General features: G+C 44.4%; 24 protein-coding genes and 2 pseudogenes. 9 read left to right on the top strand and 17 right to left on the bottom strand.

Annotated features, from left to right (window positions below; translation table 11 throughout):
- Positions 1-11: 11 nt before the first annotated feature.
- From Q7A_RS03335 to Q7A_RS15115, 5 genes and pseudogenes are all read right to left on the bottom strand, one after another.
- Positions 12-689 (bottom strand): TVP38/TMEM64 family protein, encoded by a 678-nt coding sequence (locus Q7A_RS03335; protein WP_014705925.1) that lies wholly within the window; start codon positions 687-689, stop codon positions 12-14.
- A gap of 163 nt (positions 690-852) precedes the next feature.
- Positions 853-1,896, bottom strand: a pseudogene (locus Q7A_RS03330) (IS3 family transposase).
- A 406-nt stretch (positions 1,897-2,302) separates the two neighbouring features.
- Entirely contained in the window at positions 2,303-2,656 is a 354-nt protein-coding gene (locus Q7A_RS03325) for a hypothetical protein (protein ID WP_014705922.1), read from the bottom strand.
- Between the two features lie 547 nt (positions 2,657-3,203).
- On the bottom strand, positions 3,204-3,593 hold the full coding sequence (locus Q7A_RS03315; protein WP_041354298.1) for a hypothetical protein: 390 nt from the start codon (positions 3,591-3,593) through the stop codon (positions 3,204-3,206).
- Between the two features lies 1 nt (position 3,594).
- Positions 3,595-3,753: pseudogene (locus tag Q7A_RS15115) on the bottom strand (IS982 family transposase); the annotation flags it as partial.
- 244 nt (positions 3,754-3,997) lie between these two features.
- On the opposite strand from Q7A_RS15115, the gene Q7A_RS03310 reads away from it, so the two are divergent.
- Together Q7A_RS03310 and Q7A_RS03305 are read left to right on the top strand one after the other, a co-directional pair.
- Complete coding sequence (locus Q7A_RS03310) at positions 3,998-4,249, top strand: helix-turn-helix domain-containing protein (protein WP_014705919.1); 252 nt, start codon at positions 3,998-4,000, stop codon at positions 4,247-4,249.
- 1 nt (position 4,250) lies between these two features.
- Positions 4,251-5,564: a type II toxin-antitoxin system HipA family toxin gene (locus Q7A_RS03305; RefSeq protein WP_014705918.1), complete on the top strand. Its 1,314-nt coding sequence runs from the start codon at positions 4,251-4,253 to the stop codon at positions 5,562-5,564.
- 178 nt (positions 5,565-5,742) lie between these two features.
- Here the strand turns inward: Q7A_RS03305 and Q7A_RS03300 are convergent, their stop codons facing one another.
- From Q7A_RS03300 to Q7A_RS03270, 7 genes are all read right to left on the bottom strand, one after another.
- Positions 5,743-6,969, bottom strand: a complete 1,227-nt coding sequence (locus tag Q7A_RS03300; protein WP_014705917.1) for a sigma-54 interaction domain-containing protein — start codon at positions 6,967-6,969, stop codon at positions 5,743-5,745.
- A gap of 220 nt (positions 6,970-7,189) precedes the next feature.
- The gene (locus Q7A_RS03295) at positions 7,190-7,651 is read right to left on the bottom strand and encodes a hypothetical protein (protein WP_014705916.1); all 462 of its coding nucleotides are present in this window, start codon (positions 7,649-7,651) and stop codon (positions 7,190-7,192) included.
- 7 nt (positions 7,652-7,658) lie between these two features.
- Complete coding sequence (locus tag Q7A_RS03290; RefSeq protein ID WP_202971549.1) at positions 7,659-8,219, bottom strand: BON domain-containing protein; 561 nt, start codon at positions 8,217-8,219, stop codon at positions 7,659-7,661.
- A 215-nt stretch (positions 8,220-8,434) separates the two neighbouring features.
- Positions 8,435-8,626 carry a CsbD family protein gene (locus tag Q7A_RS03285; RefSeq protein ID WP_014705914.1) on the bottom strand — a complete coding sequence of 64 codons (192 nt, stop codon included), beginning with the start codon at positions 8,624-8,626 and terminating at the stop codon, positions 8,435-8,437.
- A 401-nt stretch (positions 8,627-9,027) separates the two neighbouring features.
- Complete coding sequence (locus tag Q7A_RS03280) at positions 9,028-9,879, bottom strand: OmpA family protein (protein ID WP_014705913.1); 852 nt, start codon at positions 9,877-9,879, stop codon at positions 9,028-9,030.
- A gap of 172 nt (positions 9,880-10,051) precedes the next feature.
- A complete protein-coding gene (locus Q7A_RS03275; RefSeq protein WP_014705912.1) occupies positions 10,052-11,194 on the bottom strand; it encodes a PilT/PilU family type 4a pilus ATPase in 1,143 nt (380 codons plus the stop codon).
- A gap of 9 nt (positions 11,195-11,203) precedes the next feature.
- A complete protein-coding gene (locus Q7A_RS03270) occupies positions 11,204-12,241 on the bottom strand; it encodes a type IV pilus twitching motility protein PilT (RefSeq protein ID WP_014705911.1) in 1,038 nt (345 codons plus the stop codon).
- Between the two features lie 91 nt (positions 12,242-12,332).
- On the opposite strand from Q7A_RS03270, the gene Q7A_RS03265 reads away from it, so the two are divergent.
- The 6 genes from Q7A_RS03265 to pyrE are packed head-to-tail and all read left to right on the top strand — an operon-like array spanning position 12,333 to position 16,891.
- Positions 12,333-13,031 (top strand): YggS family pyridoxal phosphate-dependent enzyme, encoded by a 699-nt coding sequence (locus tag Q7A_RS03265; protein WP_014705910.1) that lies wholly within the window; start codon positions 12,333-12,335, stop codon positions 13,029-13,031.
- A 48-nt stretch (positions 13,032-13,079) separates the two neighbouring features.
- Positions 13,080-13,913, top strand: coding sequence for a pyrroline-5-carboxylate reductase (gene proC, locus Q7A_RS03260; protein WP_014705909.1), 834 nt, complete (start codon positions 13,080-13,082; stop codon positions 13,911-13,913).
- Positions 13,906-14,481, top strand: coding sequence for a YggT family protein (locus tag Q7A_RS03255; protein ID WP_014705908.1), 576 nt, complete (start codon positions 13,906-13,908; stop codon positions 14,479-14,481). The genes proC and Q7A_RS03255 overlap by 8 nt, the downstream gene beginning before the upstream one ends.
- Before the next feature lie 21 nt (positions 14,482-14,502).
- The gene (metX, locus tag Q7A_RS03250; protein WP_014705907.1) at positions 14,503-15,651 is read left to right on the top strand and encodes a homoserine O-succinyltransferase MetX; all 1,149 of its coding nucleotides are present in this window, start codon (positions 14,503-14,505) and stop codon (positions 15,649-15,651) included.
- Complete coding sequence (gene metW / locus Q7A_RS03245) at positions 15,651-16,253, top strand: methionine biosynthesis protein MetW (protein WP_014705906.1); 603 nt, start codon at positions 15,651-15,653, stop codon at positions 16,251-16,253. The genes metX and metW overlap by 1 nt, the downstream gene beginning before the upstream one ends.
- On the top strand, positions 16,250-16,891 hold the full coding sequence (pyrE, locus tag Q7A_RS03240) for an orotate phosphoribosyltransferase (protein ID WP_014705905.1): 642 nt from the start codon (positions 16,250-16,252) through the stop codon (positions 16,889-16,891). The genes metW and pyrE overlap by 4 nt, the downstream gene beginning before the upstream one ends.
- Positions 16,892-17,161: 270 nt before the next feature.
- On the opposite strand, the gene Q7A_RS03235 is transcribed toward pyrE, so the two are convergent.
- The gene (locus tag Q7A_RS03235) at positions 17,162-17,923 is read right to left on the bottom strand and encodes a sulfite exporter TauE/SafE family protein (RefSeq protein WP_014705904.1); all 762 of its coding nucleotides are present in this window, start codon (positions 17,921-17,923) and stop codon (positions 17,162-17,164) included.
- 27 nt (positions 17,924-17,950) lie between these two features.
- Between Q7A_RS03235 and Q7A_RS03230 the strand changes: the two genes are divergently transcribed.
- On the top strand, positions 17,951-18,619 hold the full coding sequence (locus Q7A_RS03230) for a DUF4124 domain-containing protein (protein WP_014705903.1): 669 nt from the start codon (positions 17,951-17,953) through the stop codon (positions 18,617-18,619).
- Here the strand turns inward: Q7A_RS03230 and hisC are convergent.
- Genes hisC through murA form a run of 4 tightly spaced genes read right to left on the bottom strand, consistent with a single transcriptional unit; the run spans position 18,616 to position 22,891 of the window.
- Entirely contained in the window at positions 18,616-19,671 is a 1,056-nt protein-coding gene (hisC, locus tag Q7A_RS03225; RefSeq protein ID WP_014705902.1) for a histidinol-phosphate transaminase, read from the bottom strand. The two genes, Q7A_RS03230 and hisC, sit on opposite strands and share 4 nt — an antisense overlap.
- The gene (gene hisD / locus Q7A_RS03220; protein ID WP_014705901.1) at positions 19,671-20,975 is read right to left on the bottom strand and encodes a histidinol dehydrogenase; all 1,305 of its coding nucleotides are present in this window, start codon (positions 20,973-20,975) and stop codon (positions 19,671-19,673) included. Before hisD ends, hisC begins: the two co-directional genes overlap by 1 nt.
- Positions 20,968-21,612 carry an ATP phosphoribosyltransferase gene (gene hisG, locus Q7A_RS03215; RefSeq protein ID WP_014705900.1) on the bottom strand — a complete coding sequence of 215 codons (645 nt, stop codon included), beginning with the start codon at positions 21,610-21,612 and terminating at the stop codon, positions 20,968-20,970. Before hisG ends, hisD begins: the two co-directional genes overlap by 8 nt.
- A complete protein-coding gene (gene murA, locus Q7A_RS03210) occupies positions 21,605-22,891 on the bottom strand; it encodes a UDP-N-acetylglucosamine 1-carboxyvinyltransferase (RefSeq protein ID WP_014705899.1) in 1,287 nt (428 codons plus the stop codon). The genes hisG and murA overlap by 8 nt, the downstream gene beginning before the upstream one ends.
- Positions 22,892-22,904: the final 13 nt, after the last annotated feature.

Below are 22,904 nucleotides of genomic sequence, written 5' to 3'. Positions count from 1 at the left end.
TTTGTTTTTGGTTATCTATTAAAGCGCTTGTGCAAATAAACTAGCAATCCAACCAATACAATAACCAGTGAAATCGCGATTAGGATGGCTGACCAAGGTAATCCGTTTTCATTTGCAACGATCAGCTTGCTCAACTGCCCACCAAATGCAATCACTAATATCAAACCGGGGATAATGCCCACTGCTGAGCCTAGCATGTAGCGGGGAAAATCGAGCCGGAAAGCACCGGCGAGCATGTTGGTCATGGTAAATGGGGCAACGGGCAAGAGATTAATCAATACCATACTATTGAAACTATTTTGCTGGATATACTTTTCTGCTCTACGAACCATTTCGCCACCATGTTTTTCGATGGTTTCACGCCCAACCCAATGTCCAACAATATAGCCTGTTGCTGAAGAGCTTAATGTAGCCAATGTGGCACAGAATATTGCCCATTCCGTACTAAAAAGCATTCCGGTTGTGACCACCAGAATGGTCAGTGGAAACATAATCGCCAGCAATGCCACATACAATAAAGTGATACCAATCAAACTCCACAGGGAATACTCAAACTGTCTTATATATGCGGTGTGGTTCAGCAATGCAGCTTCATTTAAATAGCCAGCATCAGCTAGGAATCGCCAGAGGATTGTCATCCCCAGCAACAACATGAATACCAGCAGGGTTTGTTTTATTGCATGAGGCATTGATAGTCTGTTGTCAGGAAGAAAGTAGTCCATAAGGTAACACAACATATTGTCGATTTTGCTGTTTGGAGATCAAAGGCCTATCACCAATTGCTCACTATAGACTTGTGAGCACCTCCAACACCTAATCCAACTTCAGCTAAGTAATACCCGTGGTTTTCAATCAATTTGGCGAAGGGGCTGTAGCAAACTCCAATGACGTTTGATAGCCAAGTGACGAATGTGGCCGGTTTTCATTGTAGTCAATTCGCCATTGATTGATCAGCTCTCTGGCATGGGCCAGATCACTAAACCAGTGCTTATTTAAACATTCATCCCGAAACTTACCGTTGAAACTCTCGATATAACCATTTTGCATGGCTTTCCTGGTTGTATTAGCTTCAATTCAACACCATTTTCATATGCCCACTGGTCAAGCGCTTTTCCGGTAAATTCTGGTCCCTGATCAGTTATTAATGCCACCGGATAGCCTCTAAAGGCAGCAATAGTGTTCAGTGTTCGTGCGACCTGTTCACCGGATATTCCATGTGCAATCGGTATATCTAGACATTCTTTGCTAAAGTCATCAACGATGGTCAAGCACTTCATGCGCCGACCATGGGCGAGTGAGTCCATCACAAAATCCATCGACCAGGTATGGTTGGGGCTGTCTGGTAGCAATAAAGGCTGACGCCCCACCATGAGACCTTTGCGTCGTTTTCGTTTACGTACCGCCAATCCAGCTTCTCGATACAACCGATAAACTTTCTTGTGGTTCACATGGCGTCCCTCTCGACGTAATAGCTGATACACTCGCCGATAACCTTCAAAGGCAATCGCTTTAATACGTTGTACCAAGTCAGTTTCTTGTGTTGACTGGCTTTGGTATCGCATGGTGGCGCGGTTCAGACCGACTAGGGAACAGGCTCTTCGCTCAGAAATAGCTGTTTGTGACAGCATCGCGCGCACCGCCTCCCGCTTATTCCTGACGGTCAGTACTTTCGGTTCAACGCCACCTTGAGGGCTTCATTGTCCAGCATGGATTCGGCAAGTAATTTTTTGAGCTGGGCGTTTTCTTGTTCAAGGCCTTTGAGACGACGGGCCTCGGAGACTGCCAGACCAGCGTATTTTTTTGCTAGGTGTAGAACGTCGCATCGGAAATAGCGTATTTCCGACATAACTCCTTCACGGAGAGCCCCGCTTCTGCCACTTTCAAAATCTGAATGATTTGCTCTTCTGTAAATCATTTTTTCATGCTCATCTTCCTTTTCAGTGATGAACATTACTAAGTTCTTTATGGATTAGAAAGTGGGGAGCAGATCATTTCTACTCCGACTACCTCCCGAGTTCAGAAGAAATATTTTTCAATTAACTAAATCTTGAATATCTCGGAGAACGACATCATTCGAACATTTAACCATTTTGCATATTGAGAGGTATTCATATGAACAGATTAACTTTCTTCTCTTCGACATAAACACTCCTTTTGCCCATTATCAGGCTTCTTTGAAGTGTCCCCAAAATCGGGGTAGAACCCGTCTTCGATCGCGCAAGTCAAACACCAAGTTTCGTTCTGGTGCTGGCCTGTAAAGTTGTTGGAGTAGAGTTAGGCTTCCATATTTGGAATACACAAACTAGAGCTGTTTGCTTTTTCGCATTGTCTGGAGGCGTTTATACATCGAACGGTAAGGACGCTTTTCTTGTTTCCTGTCCTGTATATCGTCATAAATAACAGCGAATGAGAATAGAAAGCTGAAGCCGCAGCCCAATGTAAACATCAAGAGTCCTGATCTGTGCAGCTCAAAGGACGGCCAGAATGGAGCGGTTAACATGATAGCTGCCCCGGCCAATACAAATCCAGCGAGACCAATCGAGGCGGGATCGGTGATAGCGCTTTTAAGCAAAGTCTGACCACTATTGCGAGCATGGATCTTGATTGGCCAATACAAAGCTAAACCAACTAACAAAATCATCAAAGCAATCAGCATTTTTCACCTCCTTATGAGACATCAGTATGCAAGTATTCAAACTAACTCATACTGATTATAACTCCTTTAACTTTGGTCTGCTTCCGATCCAATATCCAAAAACAAGATTGAAGGTTTTCGCAAACACCCTAGTGGAAAAGGTTGAAAAAATACTTAGACATTTTTGGGAAATCCATATAAATCTGACATTGCAAAAGTTGGCTAAAGGTCGTTATTTTGAAAATAGAGCGTGACAAACTTTCCGACATTCATGGATTTCGTTGAATCAATAGCTGTTAGACCTAACCATTAAATGGTCTTATTTGTCGTAAAATGGTAGATTTAAAACTAATTTAAAAACATATACTTACATACATTTAATATCTATAGCTGTATTTCAATGTCATTTTTTGTTGAAATATCTGGAGGTATTTTTTTGCATTCCGAAGCCGAGGGTCACAGGTTCAATTCCTGTCGGGCGCGCCACTTCATAATTAGGGGTAGATAATTCCCCTAAAAGCCTGAATGGCAGCGAGGTTTGAGGGGTTCGAAAACCTTCGTTTCTCACCTATGCCAGCTTACCGGAAAAAGCAAGCTTCAACACTGCCCGCTTTTCTTCGAAACGCCCGTTTTTCCATAGATTAGAGACATTTTCAAAGAACTCAACAGTAGTTCGAAGTATGTCATCCAGCTCTCGTTTTGGTGCACTGTTTTTTTGTATGTTCTCCATGATTTCAACCTTATTTTCTTCAAGCTTTTTTATGTGCTGTTCATAGTTCTTCACAACTGATGGCGCGTCTGATTCCATAAGGCGATTCATATATTGCTCAATTTTCATATCCAACTGAGCTAGCTGCCCTTGTAATGTTTTACGGTTTTTAATGTGCTGTTCGTAGTTTTTCACAACCGTTGGTACGTCTGATTCAATAAGGCGATTCATATATTGCTCAATTTTCATGGTGAAACAAAATCAGTAGTGTGATGACTTCACTTTCTGATAACTGGCCTGGCTTATTTCGACACTTGTCTTCGTTTTCTAACAATTCCTGCTGCCAGGCGGGAATAAATCTTTGGCAACAATCATCGGCTTCACAAAACATTTGTTCTAGATTATCCATTACGGAGCCCTTTCGAGCCCTCGTTGTTGGTCAAACGATTCGATCATGGCTCAGGCTTTTAATCGCTCCTTATCTTATGCGCAGCTCTGGTTAATAAAACTTTCTTCAATCGTAATAAGTTTATTATGACCTATAGACCATATATTGGATTTATGATACAAAGACCATAAAAACAGATTATGATTTTCAAGTCATATACGAAATTTATGGCCTACAGGTCATATTTACTTGTAATGAGGTTAAGATGAAGATACTGGTCAGATCGCCTAAAGATTTAGGTAATGCCATCAGGCACGCTCGTAAAGCGAAAGCCTTAACTCAAAGTGAGTTAGCCTCAAAAAGCGGTATATGGCAGGAAACGATTTCAAAAATTGAAAATGGTGTCTCGAGCACGAAGCTGGATACTGTTTTTGATTTATTTGCCGCTTTGGATTTGGAAATTCATGTACAAGAGCGCAGTAAGGGTAATATCAGCCAGCTAGAGGAAATCTTGTAGCATGGGCCGTCGTCAACACTATATCCCGCTTGATGTATGGATAAGTAACCGAATCGTCGGACAGCTTATTCGTGAAAGCACAGGCGCTATATCGTTTATATATGATCAACGTTGGTTAGATTGGGAGCATGCTTTTCCTGTTTCTTTATCCTTACCTCTCAGGAAAGATCGCTTCATCGGTGCTCGGGTAATATCCGTCTTCGAGAACCTTTTACCCGATAATGACGGTGTTAGAAAAAGGCTTGCAGAACGAGTAGGTGCATATGGCACTGATGCTTTCAGTCTGTTGTCAGTGATTGGCAGAGATTGTATTGGAGCATTACAGTTCCTTCCCCAGGGGAGTTTTCAAGAAACAAGTAACCAGCTTGAGGGTACTGTTTTATCAGAGCATGAAATTGAAGTCTTACTGGGCGAGTTAGATGAGGTACCACTCGGGCTACAAAAAGAAAATGACTTTCGAATATCCATTGCTGGAGCCCAAGGGAAGACCGCTTTGCTCTTTCATAATGGAGAGTGGATTAAACCCACAGGCACAACTCCAACAACACATATACTCAAGCCACAAATAGGCAAACTGTCGAATGGTATGGATCTCACCCACAGTGTTGAGAATGAATTTCTGTGTTTAAAACTCCTAAAAAACTTTGGTCTAAGAACAGCTAACACAGAGATCATTGATTTTGGAAGTCGTAGGGCCTTGGTGATTGAACGATTTGATAGGAGGTGGACTGCGGATGGCAGGCTGATCCGATTGCCACAGGAAGATTGTTGCCAAGCACTCTCCATCCCACCCACGAGAAAATATCAAAGTGAAGGAGGTCCAGGTATTGTAGAAATAATGGACTTATTTCGTGGCAGTGATGAGCCAACGCAGGACCGGATGGACTTTTTCATGTCCACAATTTTATTTTGGGCTATTGGTGCCACAGATGGCCATGGTAAAAACTTTAGCTTGTCTTTAATGCCTGGCGGAAGATATAGAATGACGCCGCTATACGATGTCCTAACCCTACAGCCATCAGTCGATGCCAAACAAGTAGCTCATAAGAATTACAAGCTCAGTATGAGTTTTGGTAAATCCAGACACTACAAAATTAAAGAAATTGCTGTTCGGTATATCATCGAGACTGGCGTTGAAGCAGGGCTTTCACGTCAATCAATCGCTGAAATTTTCGAGCAACTTTGTAAAGACAAAGAATCCGTCATCGAAAATACGCTAAAAGAGCTTCCTGAAGAATTTCCCAAAAAATTACTGGAATCCACTTTTACAGCATTTGATAAAAATATTTCACTATTACTAAGTAACTCTCGATAGCCAAAAGTTTGAATTGTACTAGCTGTAACAATTTTTCACTTTTTAGAATTTGGCGGAGATGAAAGATATACAAGCCCTAATCTTTTGCTTCATTTTGATAAATGAACATTCCGACGTTAATAATATTTATGGGAAAAATTGCCTGAATTAGAAAAAAGGTTATCTATTCATGGAACCACTACAGATGGTCTAATTGGACATATTGATCGAGTTTGTTATATAAAGTCTTAACAGTGATACCAAGCTGCTTAGCTGCTTGGGTTTTATTCTGTTTACAAGCTTCCAAGGTCGAAAAAATCAATGTTTTTTCAGCGTCTTTGATTGATGTTCCTGGTTTAATACCATTTTCATTAATAAGCGAATTACTGCCAAAATCAGGTAAATCTGTAACAGTAATGACCTCTTCCGCCAGAATATGTGCCCGTTCAACACAATGTTTAAGCTCTCTGACATTTCCTGGCCAGTTGTATTGAGCAAAAATCTCCAACACTTCATCGGAAAAGACCTTCCCTGAACCAGTGGCTTCATTACGATAAGCTAGGAAATGTTTGGCCAGTTCAATTACATCATTTCCCCGCTGCCTTAACGGAGGAAGTTTGATTGGAAAATGTGCCAGACGAAAGTAAAGATCCTCACGTAGAAAACCGGCTTCAATGGCTTCTTCGGGGTCGCGATTGGTCGCCGCAATAATTCTTACTTTGGACTGTCTTACAATATCGCTACCCACTCTGCGGAATTCACCACTTTCCAACACCCTGAGCAGTTTGCCTTGTAAAGGCAACGGCATTTCCGTAATTTCATCCAGTAATAAGATACCATTACCACCTTGTTCAAAAAATCCGATATGTTGATTTACCGCTCCGGTAAAAGCACCTTTTTCATGACCAAATAACTCGCTTTCAACTAGATCGGCTGAAAGAGCAGCACAATTGACACAAACCATGGGTTCGTTAGCGCGCTCGCTCTGTTCATGGATGGTCTTGGCAGCAACTTCTTTCCCACATCCACTTTCGCCAATCAGAAATACATTCGCATCGGTTTGGCTGACACGTCGTATCAAACGATAAAGCTTATGCATAACAGCAGATGAGCCCAGAAGCGAGCCATATTGATCTAGTGTGGAGGTAAGTGTGGCAGTGTGGCGGTTTTTTTTCAGCTGTTTGAATTCTGTGGCAAATTCCTGGGCGACTTCAATGAGGGGGGTAAAGTCGCTCATCTGTCGAAAATGATAAGCCACCCCTTTACTCATCATTAAGTCCAGCCATTTATTTGGCAAACCGTCACTTAATAAAATCCAGTCGGCTGTATTTTGCAAAGGATGGGTTTCGAATAACTTATAGTCAGACTCAGTGGCTTTTTGGGGGGCGAAGATAACCAAATCTGCTTCATAGTCTTGCTCGGTCATATCTGCAACTTGAATTAGACTAAAGTTACATGCAGAGAGCAGTTTGCTCAATTTCGCTGATAAGATTTCATCAGTCGTGATTAACAGTAATTTTGGCATAAGACCCGTTTTTAAGTAGTAATTAAATTCGAGTCTAACATGCGGATTTTATAGATTTCTTAACATAGATAAAGAGGTTGAAACTAAATGTTTCAACCTCTTTTATGGAATAGCTGATGAGTCAATCAATACGGCGATGATGTCGTTGATCACTTTTTAACCTTAGCAAACGATCCTGACTTAATTGCATATTCGCCAAGTGGCCTGCAAGATAAGATGACATTCGCCGGTCATGCATTCTTCTTACATAGATTTTAAAAATTTCTAATGAATGCATTTCCATTGATTCCAAATCAACAAGACAATCTTTATCAATTACATCCTCACATGTTCCATATGCAACTTTGTAGATTGCCCGCATTGTTAACGCTAACTCGCTATTGGAAGGCTGAGTATTCCTGAGCCCGGCAAAACGCTTGTTAATATCGTCAACAATTTCAGCTCGTACCAGAGCCATTTCACGCAACAGCATTCTTATTTCACTACTGACCGCCTTCCTTGCAGTCATATCGTAGAAGTTGCGTCCATCAGCACAGATACTCTTCAACTCCTGAATAAGTTGCTGATCTCTGTTATTCAACATGTGACATTCAGTTTGTTACAACGAGTTCATCGTTGACTTCAACAACCTTGTCATAGCCTTTTGCCATTTCGACCGCCAGATCTTTTTCGGCCTCATTTTTCACGTTACCTTTCAATGTAACAACGCCATTGTCGGTTGAGACATCAATAGCAGTGGCTTCAAGCTCATCATGCGCAGCAAGCTCCATTTTAAGTCCGGCAGTAACAGTCATATCATGCCATGTACGGCTAAAAGAGTTATCATCGTCATTATCTTCATTACGGTAGTTTTCATCTACCGTCAGGTTATTTTTAACCTCAGAGATACCTTCAATATTTTGTGCAATTTCACCAGCCAGCTCCTTTTGCGTCTGGTTGTTCACTTCACCACTTAAAACTGCAACCCCACTTTCAATATCCGTGTCAATTTTAAAATTATTCAGTTCGGTGTTGAGCAATAATGATGTTTCTAATTTGCCATCCAGCCAGGCATCATTAGCTTCACCTTGCCAGTCATTTGCTAACACAGGGGTAGTAACTAATGTAGCTGCGGTCAAAATTGCTAAATGGTTCACTTTAAATTTCATCATTTATCTCCTAATTGATTTAATGTCACTCTTAGACAGCTGCTATTACCATGCCAAGAATATAAACCAAATAATTTCATTGGGTTATTCAACTCTCCCACTTTAAATACCTTAGTCATCATGAATAAATTACAAGCTTTATCAGGAAAATATTCACGTTGAACTAAAAAGACGCCTTTCGGCGTCTTTGGAGCTAGTTTAATCCAGCAAAAAGCATTCTATTTGGTAAGCGCTTCAACTTCCTTTTCTGCCTGATCATTTGCCAGGCCATATCGCTCCTGCAGTAGACCAACCAATTGCTGGCTATTGCCCTTTGTTTGTTCAATTTCATCATCGGTTAAGTCACCCCAGCTTTCACGGAGTTTACCTTTAACTTGAGTCCATTTACCTTCTGCAATATCTGTACTCATTTTTTTCTCCTTATTGCTCTAAAAAACTGATACCTAGGGCTTGTCGCTCTTTATTTATTACCAAAGGCTCTTGCTGAAATAAACTTTAAATAATTGCAATAAAGCTCAATGCAGATTCAGCAAAAATATCAGTCACAAGGAATATTACAGAAATCATGCCAATACGATATCTATCTGTTTTCGTTATTAAATCTGAGGAATTTAAAATAGATGCACTAAACCGTGGTAGGAATAACGGTGAAATGTAAAATTTTCAACGCTTCAAAGCGTTTTATAACTCATCATTTGGTAGCAACTCAACTTAACCCCATAGAATTTTTTCTGATCTACGGCTTCACTCAAAAACAGCAGGCACAAAAAAGGCCCGGTTAAGGGCCTTTTCTTATAATGCATTGTGAGTTTTATTGAGAATTTACAACAAAATCTACACGACGGTTAAGGGCACGACCAGCATCAGTTGCGTTATTTGCAACTGGTGAAGTTTCCCCCATACCAACTGGAATCAGGTTGTTTCCATTAACACCATTTGAAACCAGGTAATCAACTACTGATTGAGCACGTTCTTGAGACAATTGTTTGTTGTACTCTTCTGAACCGATACTATCAGTGTGACCTTCAACACGAACTTCAACAACTTCGTCAGTATTCAACAGAGCTTCAACAGCTTCGTCCAGAGTATCCTGAGCTTCTGATGTCAGTGTTGATTTATCAAACTCAAAGTTAACACCTGTTAATGACAGAATAGTCTGACCAGCAATTGGGCAACCATCTTCATCAACAATCACGCCTTCTGGCGTATTAGGGCAAAGATCTTTGTAATCTGCTACACCATCTCTGTCTGAATCAATTGGGCAACCAACATCATCAACTGTTACACCAGCTGGAGTATTGGCACACATATCAATACCATCAAGAACATTGTCGTTATCTGAATCCATTGCACAACCTTTGGCATCAAGCAATGCTCCCGGAACTGGCTCATGCTCACACATGGTATTTTCAGATGCTGCTGTTTCTGCTGCTTGAGCTTCATCAGTAGGACAAAGCAATAAAGCCAACATTGCGCCAACTGCAGCTCCGCCTGCTGCACCAGAGCCTCCACTAGCCGCTGCACCGATAGCAGCACCACCTACCGCACCACCAAGGGCAGAACATAAAGTGTAATCTTGATACGCACGCTGGTTTGGACCTGCACAACCAGCCAGCAAACCAATCGTCAGCAATGCCGCCGTTAATTTAACTGTAATATTCATAGTTTTAGTTCCTTTAGATTTATTGCTTAGTTGGTAATCGTTTGTTGATATCTTGGCTGACACGCTGGTTAATCCATGTGTTCAGACTCAAACATCATAATAATACGATTTACATTTGAAGTGTAACATATTAAAAAAAAGGCATATTTAACCTTTATGATGTCCCTGAAAATTAAAACCGGCTATCCATAGGATCGTTTTCCATTTCTAGGGATAAAGCTTGGGCACCAGCGTCCACAGGGAGTTCTCCAGTTTCAGATCCTAATTTGATCATCAACCTTACTTCATTACTGGAATCAGCATTTCGCAATGCGTCTTCGTATGAGATTTCTCCAGCTTTATACAAATCATATAAAGATTGATCGAACGTTTGCATCCCTAATTCCCGTGAACGCTTCATCACATCCTTGATTTCGGCAACCTTACCCTTTTCGAGCAAATCTCCAATTAGTGGTGTATTGAGCAGAACTTCCACTGCAACCGCCCGCCCGGAACCATCTTTTTTTGGAATCAGCCGTTGTGCCACAACAGCTTTAAGGTTTAGAGACAAATCAAGAAATAATTGCTGATGCCGGTCTTCCGGGAAAAAGTTAATCACCCGTTCCATTGCCTGGTTAGCATTATTGGCGTGAAGGGTTGATAAACAAAGGTGACCGGTTTCAGCAAATGAAATACCGTAATCCATTGTGTCGCGGCTACGAATTTCACCAATCATAATGACGTCCGGTGCCTGTCGTAATGAATTTTTCAATGCGACTTCGTAGGAGTCGGTATCCACCCCCACTTCTCGCTGTGTGACAACACATCCTGCATGTTTATGATCAAATTCAATCGGGTCTTCAATCGTTAAAATGTGTCCGGTGCTGTTCTGATTACGATAACCAATCATTGCCGCCAGCGTGGTTGACTTACCACTTCCGGTGGCCCCCACAAACATCACCAAACCACGCTTGGTCATAGCAAGCTCTTTGATGATTTCAGGAACATGCAGCTCTTCAATGGTCGGGATTTCCCCTTTTACCAAACGTAATACCATGGCGATTCGACTGCGTTGATACAGCGCACTAACCCTAAAACGGCCGGCACCTTTGGTATCAATAGCGTAATTACATTCCTTATCACGTTCAAAAGTACGTTTTTGTTCGTCGTTCATGGTGCTCAATACCAATTCACGCGCTTCTTCTTCAGTTAAAGGTTCCTGCGAAAGCGTTGCCATACGGCCATTCACTTTCAAGGTGGCTGGCCGGCCTGAAGTAATAAAAATATCAGAGGCTTCGTGTTTTACCGCAGCCTTAAGAATAGTGACTATTTCCATCATGATCTCCTAACGGAACAGATCCTTGTTCACGGCACGGGGTAATGCTTCATGCTTGGTGATTTGCTGACGACGTACCAAATCCTGTAAACACTGATCCAATGTCTGCATTCCTAAGGCACCACCTGTTTGAATTGAAGAATACATTTGCGGGACTTTATCTTCACGAATCAGATTACGGATAGCCGGCGTACCAATCATGATTTCATGTGCCGCAATCCGCCCACCCCCGACTTTCTTCAATAGCGTCTGGGAAATGACCGCACGTAAAGATTCTGACAACATCGAACGTACCATATCTTTTTCAGCCGCCGGAAACACATCGATAATACGGTCTATGGTTTTTGCCGCTGAGGAGGTATGCAGAGTACCAAATACCAAGTGACCGGTTTCCGCGGCAGTCAGTGCCAGACGAATGGTTTCCAGATCCCGTAATTCACCGACCAGAACTATGTCAGGATCTTCCCGCAAAGCACTGCGTAACGCCTCACTGAAGCCATGGGTATCACGATGCACTTCACGCTGATTGATCAGACATTTCTTACTGCGGTGTACAAATTCGATCGGGTCTTCAATGGTCAGAATATGTTCGTTATCTTTTTCATTACGATAATTGATCATTGCAGCCAACGTGGTTGACTTACCGGAACCAGTCGGACCGGTTACCAGCACAATACCGCGATTATTATCGGAAATCTGTTTGAAAATTTCGGGGGCACCCAATTCTTCCAGTGTCAGCACCGTTGAAGGAATGGTTCGGAAAACGGCGGCTGCCCCCCGGTTCTGATTAAACACATTGACCCGGAAACGCGCCAGGTTGGGAATCTCAAACGAAAAGTCTGCCTCCAGAAATTCTTCAAAATCCTTACGCTGACGGTCGTTCATGATGTCATATATCATGGCATGCACTTCTTTGTGCTCCATGGCGGGCAAATTGATGCGTTTTATATCGCCATCAACCCGAATCATTGGCGGCTCACCAGAGGAGATGTGCAAATCGGATGCATTGTTTTTTGCACTAAAGGTCAGCAATTCAGTAATATCCATGCACATTCCTTAATTCGATAATGATGGCTACATGTCGATGACAACATAGCGAATACTGTTAAAGGTAGCGCGCTCCAGACTGGCTTGCAACATGACAAATTCAAAAACACGTCTGCAATCTGTGATGAACTTCATCAAACTGGCAGAACAACAGGCTAATCGCCCCCCAGGCTTAGTGAAATTGCTTGCTGTCAGCAAAACCTGGCCAGCATCCCGGCTACGTGAACTAGCTGAAGCAGGACAAACACGCTTTGGTGAAAACTATTTGCAGGAAGCCTTACAAAAAATCGCGGAATTAGCAGATTTAAATCTGGAATGGCATTTTATCGGGCCTGTCCAATCCAACAAAACACGGGATATTGCTGCCAACTTTGATTGGGTTGAAAGTGTGGACAGGCTTAAAATTGCGCAACGGTTGTCTGACCAGCGACCCACTGAAAAACCGCCTTTGAATATCTGCCTGCAAGTCAACATTGATGATGAAGCCAGCAAGGCAGGTGTTCATCCCGACGGTTTAATGGAACTCGCTGCTGCGGTAAGTCAGCTGAAAAATGTTCGGTTGCGAGGTTTAATGATCATTCCGGCCATTGCAGAAACGGTTGAACAACAGCTCGATGCCTTTGGCCGGGCGCAGCAACTTTATTCTCAACTCAAAACCGCCCACTCTAGCGTTGATACTTTATCAATGGGGATGTCAGCTGATATGCAGGCCGCTATTTCGCAAGGCAGCAGCATGGTCCGGATTGGGACGGCGCTGTTTGGTGAGAGACATACACCCAATAAACAATAACCAGTACACTACAGCGTTGAAGAGTCCGTCCCAATGGAGAAAGTTTAAATGATACCTTGCAAGCTCGCCTTTATCGGCGGTGGAAATATGGCACGCAGTTTAATTGGTGGCTTAATCGCCAATGGCATGCCAGCTGAAGATATCCATGTTGCCGATAAACATGCCGCAACACTTGAGTCACTTAACCGTCAATATCCTGTGCAGACGTTTACCAGCAACCAACATGCTATCGAAGGTGCTGATGTCATTATTATTGCTGTTAAACCTCAACAACTGCAGGAGGTTGTTAAAGCGCTTCATTCTTCCTGGCAAGAAAAACAATTACTGATTTCAATTGCCGCCGGCATCCGTATTGAAGATATCAGCCGCTGGCTGAACAAACCGCAAACCGCTATCGTGCGTGCAATGCCCAATACACCGGCGCTGGTTGAAGCCGGGGCCACCGCACTATTTGCAAATGAGTATGTTAACCATCAGCAGCACGAGCTGGCGGAATCCATTTTGCGTGCCTGTGGTCTGGCAATCTGGCTGAATGAAGAAAAACACATGGATGCCGTTACCGCTGTATCGGGCAGCGGCCCTGCCTATTTCTTTCTGGTGATGGAAGCGATGGAAAATGCGGCTATTGAACTAGGTTTACCGCCGGAGACCGCACGATTATTATGTTTGGAAACCGCATTCGGAGCCGCTAAAATGGCCCTTGAAAGTGGCGAATCCGCCAGCACTTTGCGTAAACAGGTCACCTCTCCCGGTGGCACGACTGAAAGAGCTATCCATGAACTGGAAGATGGTGGTTTACATGGCTTATTTGAAAACGCATTAGTGGCCGCGGCATTACGCGCAAGAGAGCTGGCCAATGAACTGGGACAAGACCATGCCTAACAGCTATTTTTCAAACCCGCTGATGTTTCTGATTGAAACACTTTTCCAGCTTTATATGTATATCGTTGCCATACGGTTACTGTTACCGCTGATAAGGACTTCATTTACCCATCCTTTGATTCAGACTATTATCCGAATCACCGAACCACTCTGCGCTCCGTTACGCAGTTTTATGCCCAGTACCCGAAAATTTGATTCTGCCGTTTTACTGCTATTGATTCTGGTCACATTAGTCAAACTGACGTTGTTGCTGAGTCTGGCTGGGGCATGGCCCGCCCTTATTGGCCTGGTTCTGCTGACGGCTGCAGAATTATTTTCCCTGTTTATCAGCCTGTTTACGGTGACGATTATTATCGAAGTACTGCTTAGCTGGCTGGCCCCTCAAGGCTATAATCCGGTCGCCAGTCTGATTCAGGCGATAAATGCCCCTTTGCTGGATCCAGTTCGTAAAAGAATGCCGTTAATGGGTGGCATTGATTTATCGCCATTGGTCGTCATATTAGGGTTGCAGGTACTGTCGATGTTAGTCATGCCCATCTTGCTTGGCACAGCGTACCCCCAGTATTAATTTTATAGGACACAGTAGCTTATGTCGGACTCCCTGCCAGCTGACTCTGTCGGATTGGTAACCCCTTCTCAATTGCATATTGATACGCCGTTGGCGCTGGATTGTGGGCGAACGTTGCCACAATTCGATTTGATTTACGAAACTTATGGCACGTTAAACGCAGAAAAGAGTAACGCTGTACTTATATGTCATGCCCTGTCTGGTGACCACCACGCTGCAGGGTTTAATTCACTGGATGATCGTAAACCCGGCTGGTGGGATACAGCGATAGGTCCAGGAAAAGCCATTGATACCAATCAGTTTTTTGTCGTTTGCCCGAATAATCTTGGCGGTTGTAAGGGTTCCACTGGCCCTAATACCATTAATTCTGAAACCGGCAAATTATATGGTCCGGACTTTCCCATTGTGACAGTAGCTGACTGGGTAAAAAGTCAGGCGATACTGGCAGACTCATTAGGTATTCATAAATGGGCTGCGGTGGTTGGCGGTAGCCTTGGTGGCATGCAAGCTCTGGATTGGGCAATTACATTGCCCGAGCGGGTTTGTCATGCACTGGTTATCGCTGCAGCGCCAAAGTTATCCGCACAGAATATTGCATTTAATGAAGTGGCCCGGACAGCCATTAAGTCTGACCCTGAATTTCATGAGGGCCGCTATCAGGAATTCGATACGGTTCCACGACAGGGACTGGGACTGGCCAGAATGCTGGGGCATATAACCTATCTTTCCGATGAAGCAATGGGTGAAAAATTCGGTCGTGAACTGCGCAGTGGCAAGATTCAGTATGGCTATGATGTTGAGTTCCAGATCGAGAGTTATTTACGTTATCAAAGCTCCAGCTTTGTAGAACGTTTTGATGCCAATACTTATTTATTAATGACCAAAGCACTGGATTATTTTGATCCGGCCAAGGAATATGACGACGATCTGACACAAGCAGTCAAAGCCATTCAGGCCAAATCATTGATTATTTCGTTTACCAGTGATTGGCGTTTTTCACCTTTACGCTCACTGGAAATCGTTGATGCCCTGCTCAGTGCTGGCAAGTCCGTATGTTATGCCGAAATTGAAGCCACGCAGGGACATGATGCCTTTTTGATGCCGATCCCCCGCTATATGGAAATTTTTGCCAGCTATATGCAGCAAGTTGCAAAAGAGGTGAATAGCTGATGACTTTACGGGTTGATTTACAAATTATCAGTGACTGGATCCCAGATAATGCCCATGTGCTCGATCTGGGCTGTGGCAATGGGTCTTTGTTAAAACATCTGCAACAACGCAATGTCACCGGCTACGGGTTGGAAATAGATAACAGCAAATTTTCCGAATGTATTGCCGGTGGTGTTAACGTCATTCAGGCAGATTTGGATGAAGGTCTCAGTCAGTTCGGTGATCAGAGCTTTGATTTTGTCATTCTGTCACAAACCCTTCAGGCAGTTAAACGACCTGACTTTTTGCTCAGAGAAATCATGCGAGTTGGCAAACAGGGAATTATCGGTTTTCCTAATTTCGGCCATTGGCAATGCCGTTTTCAACTGGGGTTACGGGGCAAAATGCCGGTGTCCAAAAACCTGCCAAATGCCTGGTTTGATACACCCAATATCCATTTATGTACGTTGAAAGATTTTGAAAAGCTCTGTGACCAATATGGATTTAGTGTGGTGAACCGCAGTGTCGTTAATCACGAACATAAAGATACACTTGGCATTCGCTTATTACCTAACCTGTTCGGCCAGATAGCTGTTTATTTGATTCATAACGGAAACTCATGAAAGATTATCAACGCGACTTTATCGAATTCGCCCTAGCAACCGGTGTTTTACGCTTTGGTGAATTCACCCTCAAATCCGGACGTATCAGTCCTTATTTTTTTAACAGTGGTTTGTTTAACAGCGGTGCAACACTGGCCCGGCTGGGACGTTTTTACGCCCAGGCAATAAGCGAATCCAAGCTTGATTATGATGTGTTATTTGGCCCGGCCTATAAAGGTATTCCATTAGCATCCACCACGGTTGTCGCATTGGCTGATCAGCATGATCGCGATGTACCCTATGTGTTTAACCGCAAAGAGAAAAAAGATCATGGTGAAGGCGGACAATTGGTCGGCGCGGAGCTTAAAGGTAAGGTGCTGATAATTGATGATGTAATTTCCGCCGGGACCTCCGTAGGAGAATCCGTCGATATCATTCGCGCGGCAGGCGCTCACCCAGCAGGCGTCATCATTGCACTGGATCGCCAGGAACGCGGTCAAGGCGAGCTATCCGCTATTCAACAGGTTGAACAAACGCATAAGATTCCCGTCGTCAGTATTATCTGTCTTAATGACTTACTCAGCTATCTGCAGGATCATCCCAACTTACAAAAGTATTTAGCTGCGGTGAAATCTTACCGCGAACAATATGGGGTCTGAGTTTTAGGGCTTGTTGGTCTTTCATATCCACCACTGCTGGCGGCTATTTTTGTGTCCGACAAGGCGGAAAGCACGCCGTGTAGCTTTCCTACATAAGTGTTTGACAACGCAGGCGGTCGCAAAAATAGTCCCAGCCCTTCGGGTTGTGACTGAAAAAGCGCCACTCTGCGTTGCTCGTCACTTATTTAGAATAACTAAAAGGCGCTCCTCGTGCCTTGATTGACGCTTTTTCAGCTCACAACAGAGGCGGAGATGAAAAACCAACAAGCCCTAGAAAGGCCCCCAAATCAATCTGATAGCAATTAATAAAGTCACAATTTCAAAGCTGCGCTTTATCCACTGGTTACCCCAACGCAAAGCCAGATGGGATCCCAAATAACCACCCAATAACGATCCTAACAGTAACGCAGGAAGCCAATCCCATTGTATTTCGCCCAGAATACCCAACGTAATCGCGCCTGCACCATTCCAGAATAATCCAACCAGAATCAGCGTGTAAGCCACTGCACGCTGGTAATCCATGCCAAACCATAATATCAGCCATATTGTGACAAACAGCCCGGTTCCCGAGGTGAGGGATCCATTTAGAATACCCAGAAAAAACAATACAACCGCACCAATCAGGTAACCATGACGCTCACGATTTAACGGCGTGTATAACTGTCCTAAAGCCGGTTTAAATACAGAATATATGCCCAAGGATCCGGTTAATAAGCCCAGGGCAATCTCTGCGATTCGGTCTGGAACCATTAAGATCACACTGCCACCAATAACTACCCCCGGCAGACCGGCCACCAACAGCAATATCACAAACTGACGTTCAAGCCGGCTGGTAGTAATGTAACGCAACGCTGCACCTAACCCTAACGCCACACTGGCTACTTTATGGGTGGCTAACGCCACAGAAAAGGTTAAGCCAAGGAATATCAAAACCGGGAACTGAATTAATCCTGCACCGCCGCCACTTAATGCCGAAAAAGTATTTGCCAGCAAAGAAATGACAAACAGAATAAAATGTTCAATAAAGCTCAATTTAATAAGGCTCTCTGGGAAAACATAATGATTTCAATACGCTTTGTAGCGGCTTCGATGCTAAGCGCAACATTATTAATTGCCACAACCGTAACCGCGGCTCAACTGTACCGTTTTACTGACGAAAACGGTACACCCACTATAAGCAAAACGTTACCGGCAGAAGTTGCTCAACAAGGTTACGATATTCTGGATGAGAAAACGATGCGGGTGATTGAACGGGTTCCCCCTGCACCGACTGAAGCGGAAATAGCTGAGCGTGAAATACAGAAAAAACTAGAGTTCGAGCAGCAAAAACAGGCTGAAGAAGCCGCCAGAATAGAAGCCGAAAAACGACGTAAACAGGCTATTTATGATCATAACCTGCTTTCCGCCTATCAATCCGAACAGGATTTGCTTAATGAACGTAATAAAGACCTGCAATACCGAGAAAAACGTATTGAAGTATTAAAAAAGAAGCGTAAGGGTTTGCAGCAACGATTGCAGCAGGTGCAACAGCAAGCTGCCGATAATGAATTAAGTGGTATTGGTCTCAGTGCCAATCTGCAAAGTCGCCTGCAAGCTGCGCAACAGGAACTTGATAATAATCAGTCAAGCATTCAACAGTTACAAACTGAAATTGATACGCTGAATATGCAATATGAACTGGATCGTCAGCGCCTGGATGAACTGTTGGGAACCGCAACTAAAGATTAAACCAGCAAATCCAGTTGACTCATTAATAATTGATTTTCAGCATGATTGCCAATACTGATCCGTAAAAACTGATCAATTCTCGGCTTGTTAAAGTGGCGAACAATCACCCCTTTTTCCCGCAAGCCCATCGCTAAGATTGCAGCATCGTGTTGCCGATGCCGGACAAACACAAAATTCGCCGCCGAAGGCAAAACCTCAAACCCCAGTTCTGTCAGAGACAGAGTTAGCCATTCGCGCTCGGTAATAACCTGTTGCTGACATTGTTTAAAGTAGCTTTCATCCTGATAGGCTGCGACGCCGGCTGCAATCGCCAGACTATCAAGCGGATAGGAATTAAAGCTATCCTTTATCCTGATCAGTGCTTCAATCAACTCTGGATGACCTACCGCAAAGCCAATACGCATACCTGCCAGAGAACGAGACTTAGACAAGGTCTGGGTGACCAACAGATTAGGGAATCGCTGAGTTAACGGAATGGCTGTTTCCCCGCCAAAATCGATGTATGCCTCATCAATGACCACTACCGTGTCGCGGTTCGTTTCCACCAGCCGACGAATGTCGTCCAGCGATAATAAACAGCCGGTCGGGGCATTGGGATTGGGCAGGATAATACCGCCGTTATCTTGTTCGTAATCAGTGATATCGATTGCAAAGTCAGCATTCAACGGTACTAAAATCGAATCAATTTCATATAACTGACAATACACCGGATAAAAACTATAGGTGATATCGGGAAATAAAACCGGCTTTTCATGCTTGAAAAAAGCATTAAACACATGCGCCAATACTTCATCCGAACCATTGCCAACAAACACACTTTCGGCTGGCACCTTATGGTAATCAGCAATTGCCTGTTTTAACGGGCCGCCATCAGGAACAGGATACAAACGTAAACGCTCGGTTGTGGCCATGCGAATGGCTTCCAGCACTTTGGGTGAGGGACCGTACGGGTTTTCATTGGTATTGAGTTTGACCAGATTATGGCCGCGCGGTTGTTCACCCGGCACATAAGGTTCTAATGAATGAACAAAATCACTCCAGAAGCGGCTCATTATTTTTCCTGTAAACGATACTCAGCACTGCGAGCATGTGCAGTCAGACTTTCACCGCGAGCCAGTACTGATGCAACTTGTCCGAGACTTTGGGCACCTTGTGGTGAGACCTGAATCAGGCTGGAACGTTTTTGAAAGTCATAAACGCCCAGAGGCGAACTGAATCGGGCAGTTCGGGAGGTTGGCAACACATGGTTTGGTCCGGCACAATAGTCACCCAATGCTTCAGGCGTATAACGTCCCATAAAAATCGCACCGGCATGACGGATTTGTTTGGCCATTTCCATCGGTTCATCAACAGATAATTCCAAATGTTCTGGCGCAATAAAATTGCACACTTCAACCGCCTGTTGCATATCATTGACCAGAATCATTGTGCCACGATTATTCAGTGACGTTTCAATAATAGCCTTACGTTCCATGGTGGGTAACAAGCGAGCAATGGATTGTTTCACCTTCTGCAGAAAATCTGCATCAGGAGAAATCAGAATCGATTGCGCATCTTCATCATGTTCAGCTTGAGAAAACAGATCCATGGCAATCCAGTCTGGATCGGTCTTGCCATCACAAATCACCAGAATTTCGGATGGTCCGGCAATCATATCAATACCCACGGTCCCGAACACCATGCCTTTTGCAGTCGCTACAAAGATATTGCCCGGACCAACAATTTTATCAACCTGTGGAATTGTTTCGGTGCCATAAGCCAACGCTGCAACAGCCTGCGCGCCACCAATTGCAAAAATTCGATCAACACCCGCTATCGCTGCAGCCGCTAACACCAGATCATTTACTTCATCATCCGGCGTAGGCACCACCATGATTAATTCCTGGACTCCGGCGACTTTGGCTGGGATGGCATTCATCAATACCGATGAAGGATAGGCGGCTTTACCACCAGGGACATACAGCCCGGCCCGATCCAATGGCGTGACCTGTTGACCTAATAATGTCCCATCAGCCTCTACGTAATGCCAGGATTCCTGTTTCTGGTGTTCATGGTACTGACGTACACGTTCTGCAGCTTTTTCCAACGCCTGACGTTGTGCAGCGGGGATAGATTCCAATGCTGCTGCTGCCCGTTCCAATGGAATTTCCAGTTCCGTCATAGCGGTTGCTTTAACCCGATCAAATCGTTGGCTGTATTCAACCACGGCCTGGTCGCCACGCTGTTTAACGTCTGCCAGAATATTTCTAACCGTGTCGGCTATTGCCGCATCAGAGACACCTTCCCAGGCCAACAGCTCGGAAAGCTTTGACCAGAAATCAGCTTGCTGGAAATTCAATTCGCTTATATCAATCATTTGCCTGCTCTTTTACTGCTATGCGGATCTGCTCAATAAATTGCTGGATCCGCACGTGTTTGGTTTTCATAGATGCCTTATTGACCACCAATCGCGAACTTATATCCGCGATATGTTCCATTGGTATCAAACCATTCGCTCGTAACGTATTACCCGTATCCACTACATCGACAATTCGATCCGCCATACCTACAAGCGGTGCCAGCTCCATTGAGCCATAAAGTTTGATGATTTCGACTTGCTGACCCTGCTCGGCATAAAAACGCTTGGTGCTTTCGACGAACTTGGTTGCCACTTTCAAACGGCCCTGCGGTTCTTCAGCATCTTTTTTGCCAGCCGTCATCAATTTGCAGCGGGCGATATTCAAATCAACCGGCTCGTATAGCTCGGCTTCCGGATGTTCCATCAATACGTCTTTACCTGCCACGCCCAGATCAGCCCCACCATATTCCACATAAGTAGGAACATCAGAGGCACGCACAATAATGAGCCTGACATCTGGCAGATTGGTTTCCAGAATCAATTTGCGGCTTTTTTCAGGATCGTCCAATGGTTCGATACCAGCCGCCTTTAAAAGCGGTAGCGTTTCCTCAAAGATGCGTCCCTTGGACAGAGCGAGCGTTATCATTTCAGCCATTAGAGGCCACCCTTGCCTGGGTCGGAATACGGCGGATACGTGCACCTAATTGCTGCAGTTTTTCTTCTATACATTCATAACCACGATCAATGTGATAAATACGCTCGACCTGGGTTTCTCCGTCAGCTACCAGAGCAGCCAGCACCAGACAGGCTGATGCCCGCAAATCTGTTGCCATCACCGGTGCTGCAGTGAGCTTTTCCTGTCCCTTGCACACCACCGTGTTGCCTTCGATTTGCAGATTTGCGCCCATACGCTGCATTTCCTGCACATGCATAAAGCGATTTTCAAAAACGGTTTCGACAATAGTGGCCTGCCCATCTGCAATACTGTTCAGCGCAGTGAACTGAGCCTGCATGTCCGTTGGAAAGGCAGGGTAAGGTGCGGTTCGGATATTCACTGCTTTAGGACGTCGGCCTTCCATATCCAGCGTGATCCAATCCTCACCAATTTCAATTTTTGCTCCAGCCTCTTCCAGCTTGAGCAATACTGCTTCCAACTGATTGGCGTCGGTATCCTTCAGTTTGACACGGCCACGGGTAATTGCCGCTGCAACCAGATACGTGCCGGTTTCAATACGATCCGGAAGAATCGCATAGTGCGTACCGTTGAGTTTTTTGACTCCTTCAATCTGAATCGTTGTCGAACCGGCACCGGTAATTTTCGCGCCCATTTGATTCAGGTATTTGGCTAAATCGACTACTTCGGGCTCTCGCGCCGCATTTTCGATAATGGTTGTGCCTTTCGCCAGCGTTGCCGCCATCATCAGGTTTTCAGTACCTGTCACCGTGACCTGATCCATAAAGATATGGGCCCCCTTGAGACCTTTACCACTGGTGGCTCGGATATAACCATTTTCCACTTTAATTTCTGCGCCCATCTGTTCCAGACCACGCAAATGCAGATCCACAGGACGCGAACCAATCGCACAGCCGCCCGGTAACGATACATCCGCTTTACCGAAACGGGCCAGTAAAGGTCCCAGCACCAGAATTGATGCCCGCATGGTTTTGACCAAATCATAAGCCGCTTCGGTAATGGTCAGCGTTGAAGGATCAATTAATACTCCTGAACGTTCATCAACGGTTAGTGTTACGCCCATACGGCCTAACAACTCAAGCGTGGTTGTAATGTCATGCAAATGTGGCACATTACCAATACGAACTGGCGAGTCAGCTAACAATGCGCCCATCAATATCGGCAACGCAGCATTTTTGGCACCGGAAATACGGATCTCGCCATCCAGCGCGACACCACCTTTAATGATTAATTTGTCCATGAGTTTGCTCTGG

It is taken from the genome of Methylophaga nitratireducenticrescens (genome assembly GCF_000260985.4).
Classification (GTDB): domain Bacteria; phylum Pseudomonadota; class Gammaproteobacteria; order Nitrosococcales; family Methylophagaceae; genus Methylophaga; species Methylophaga nitratireducenticrescens.
The sequence above is the reverse complement of the archived record's forward strand: the minus strand, read 5'-3'. Positions and strand labels throughout refer to the sequence as shown.

What these genes read in the sequence shown, in the direction of transcription:
- Q7A_RS03335 (WP_014705925.1), bottom strand. Translation starts at nt 689, where the DNA reads ATGCCTCATGCAATAAAACAAACCCTGCTGGTATTCATGTTGTTGCTG.
- Q7A_RS03325 (WP_014705922.1), bottom strand. Translation starts at nt 2,656, where the DNA reads ATGCTGATTGCTTTGATGATTTTGTTAGTTGGTTTAGCTTTGTATTGG.
- Q7A_RS03315 (WP_041354298.1), bottom strand. Translation starts at nt 3,593, where the DNA reads ATGAAAATTGAGCAATATATGAATCGCCTTATTGAATCAGACGTACCA.
- Q7A_RS03310 (WP_014705919.1), top strand. Translation starts at nt 3,998, where the DNA reads ATGAAGATACTGGTCAGATCGCCTAAAGATTTAGGTAATGCCATCAGG.
- Q7A_RS03305 (WP_014705918.1), top strand. Translation starts at nt 4,251, where the DNA reads ATGGGCCGTCGTCAACACTATATCCCGCTTGATGTATGGATAAGTAAC.
- Q7A_RS03300 (WP_014705917.1), bottom strand. Translation starts at nt 6,969, where the DNA reads ATGACCGAGCAAGACTATGAAGCAGATTTGGTTATCTTCGCCCCCCAA.
- Q7A_RS03295 (WP_014705916.1), bottom strand. Translation starts at nt 7,651, where the DNA reads ATGTTGAATAACAGAGATCAGCAACTTATTCAGGAGTTGAAGAGTATC.
- Q7A_RS03290 (WP_202971549.1), bottom strand. Translation starts at nt 8,219, where the DNA reads ATGATGAAATTTAAAGTGAACCATTTAGCAATTTTGACCGCAGCTACA.
- Q7A_RS03285 (WP_014705914.1), bottom strand. Translation starts at nt 8,626, where the DNA reads ATGAGTACAGATATTGCAGAAGGTAAATGGACTCAAGTTAAAGGTAAA.
- Q7A_RS03280 (WP_014705913.1), bottom strand. Translation starts at nt 9,879, where the DNA reads ATGAATATTACAGTTAAATTAACGGCGGCATTGCTGACGATTGGTTTG.
- Q7A_RS03275 (WP_014705912.1), bottom strand. Translation starts at nt 11,194, where the DNA reads ATGGAAATAGTCACTATTCTTAAGGCTGCGGTAAAACACGAAGCCTCT.
- Q7A_RS03270 (WP_014705911.1), bottom strand. Translation starts at nt 12,241, where the DNA reads ATGGATATTACTGAATTGCTGACCTTTAGTGCAAAAAACAATGCATCC.
- Q7A_RS03265 (WP_014705910.1), top strand. Translation starts at nt 12,333, where the DNA reads ATGACAAATTCAAAAACACGTCTGCAATCTGTGATGAACTTCATCAAA.
- proC (WP_014705909.1), top strand. Translation starts at nt 13,080, where the DNA reads ATGATACCTTGCAAGCTCGCCTTTATCGGCGGTGGAAATATGGCACGC.
- Q7A_RS03255 (WP_014705908.1), top strand. Translation starts at nt 13,906, where the DNA reads ATGCCTAACAGCTATTTTTCAAACCCGCTGATGTTTCTGATTGAAACA.
- metX (WP_014705907.1), top strand. Translation starts at nt 14,503, where the DNA reads ATGTCGGACTCCCTGCCAGCTGACTCTGTCGGATTGGTAACCCCTTCT.
- metW (WP_014705906.1), top strand. Translation starts at nt 15,651, where the DNA reads ATGACTTTACGGGTTGATTTACAAATTATCAGTGACTGGATCCCAGAT.
- pyrE (WP_014705905.1), top strand. Translation starts at nt 16,250, where the DNA reads ATGAAAGATTATCAACGCGACTTTATCGAATTCGCCCTAGCAACCGGT.
- Q7A_RS03230 (WP_014705903.1), top strand. Translation starts at nt 17,951, where the DNA reads ATGATTTCAATACGCTTTGTAGCGGCTTCGATGCTAAGCGCAACATTA.
- hisC (WP_014705902.1), bottom strand. Translation starts at nt 19,671, where the DNA reads ATGAGCCGCTTCTGGAGTGATTTTGTTCATTCATTAGAACCTTATGTG.
- hisD (WP_014705901.1), bottom strand. Translation starts at nt 20,975, where the DNA reads ATGATTGATATAAGCGAATTGAATTTCCAGCAAGCTGATTTCTGGTCA.
- hisG (WP_014705900.1), bottom strand. Translation starts at nt 21,612, where the DNA reads ATGGCTGAAATGATAACGCTCGCTCTGTCCAAGGGACGCATCTTTGAG.
- murA (WP_014705899.1), bottom strand. Translation starts at nt 22,891, where the DNA reads ATGGACAAATTAATCATTAAAGGTGGTGTCGCGCTGGATGGCGAGATC.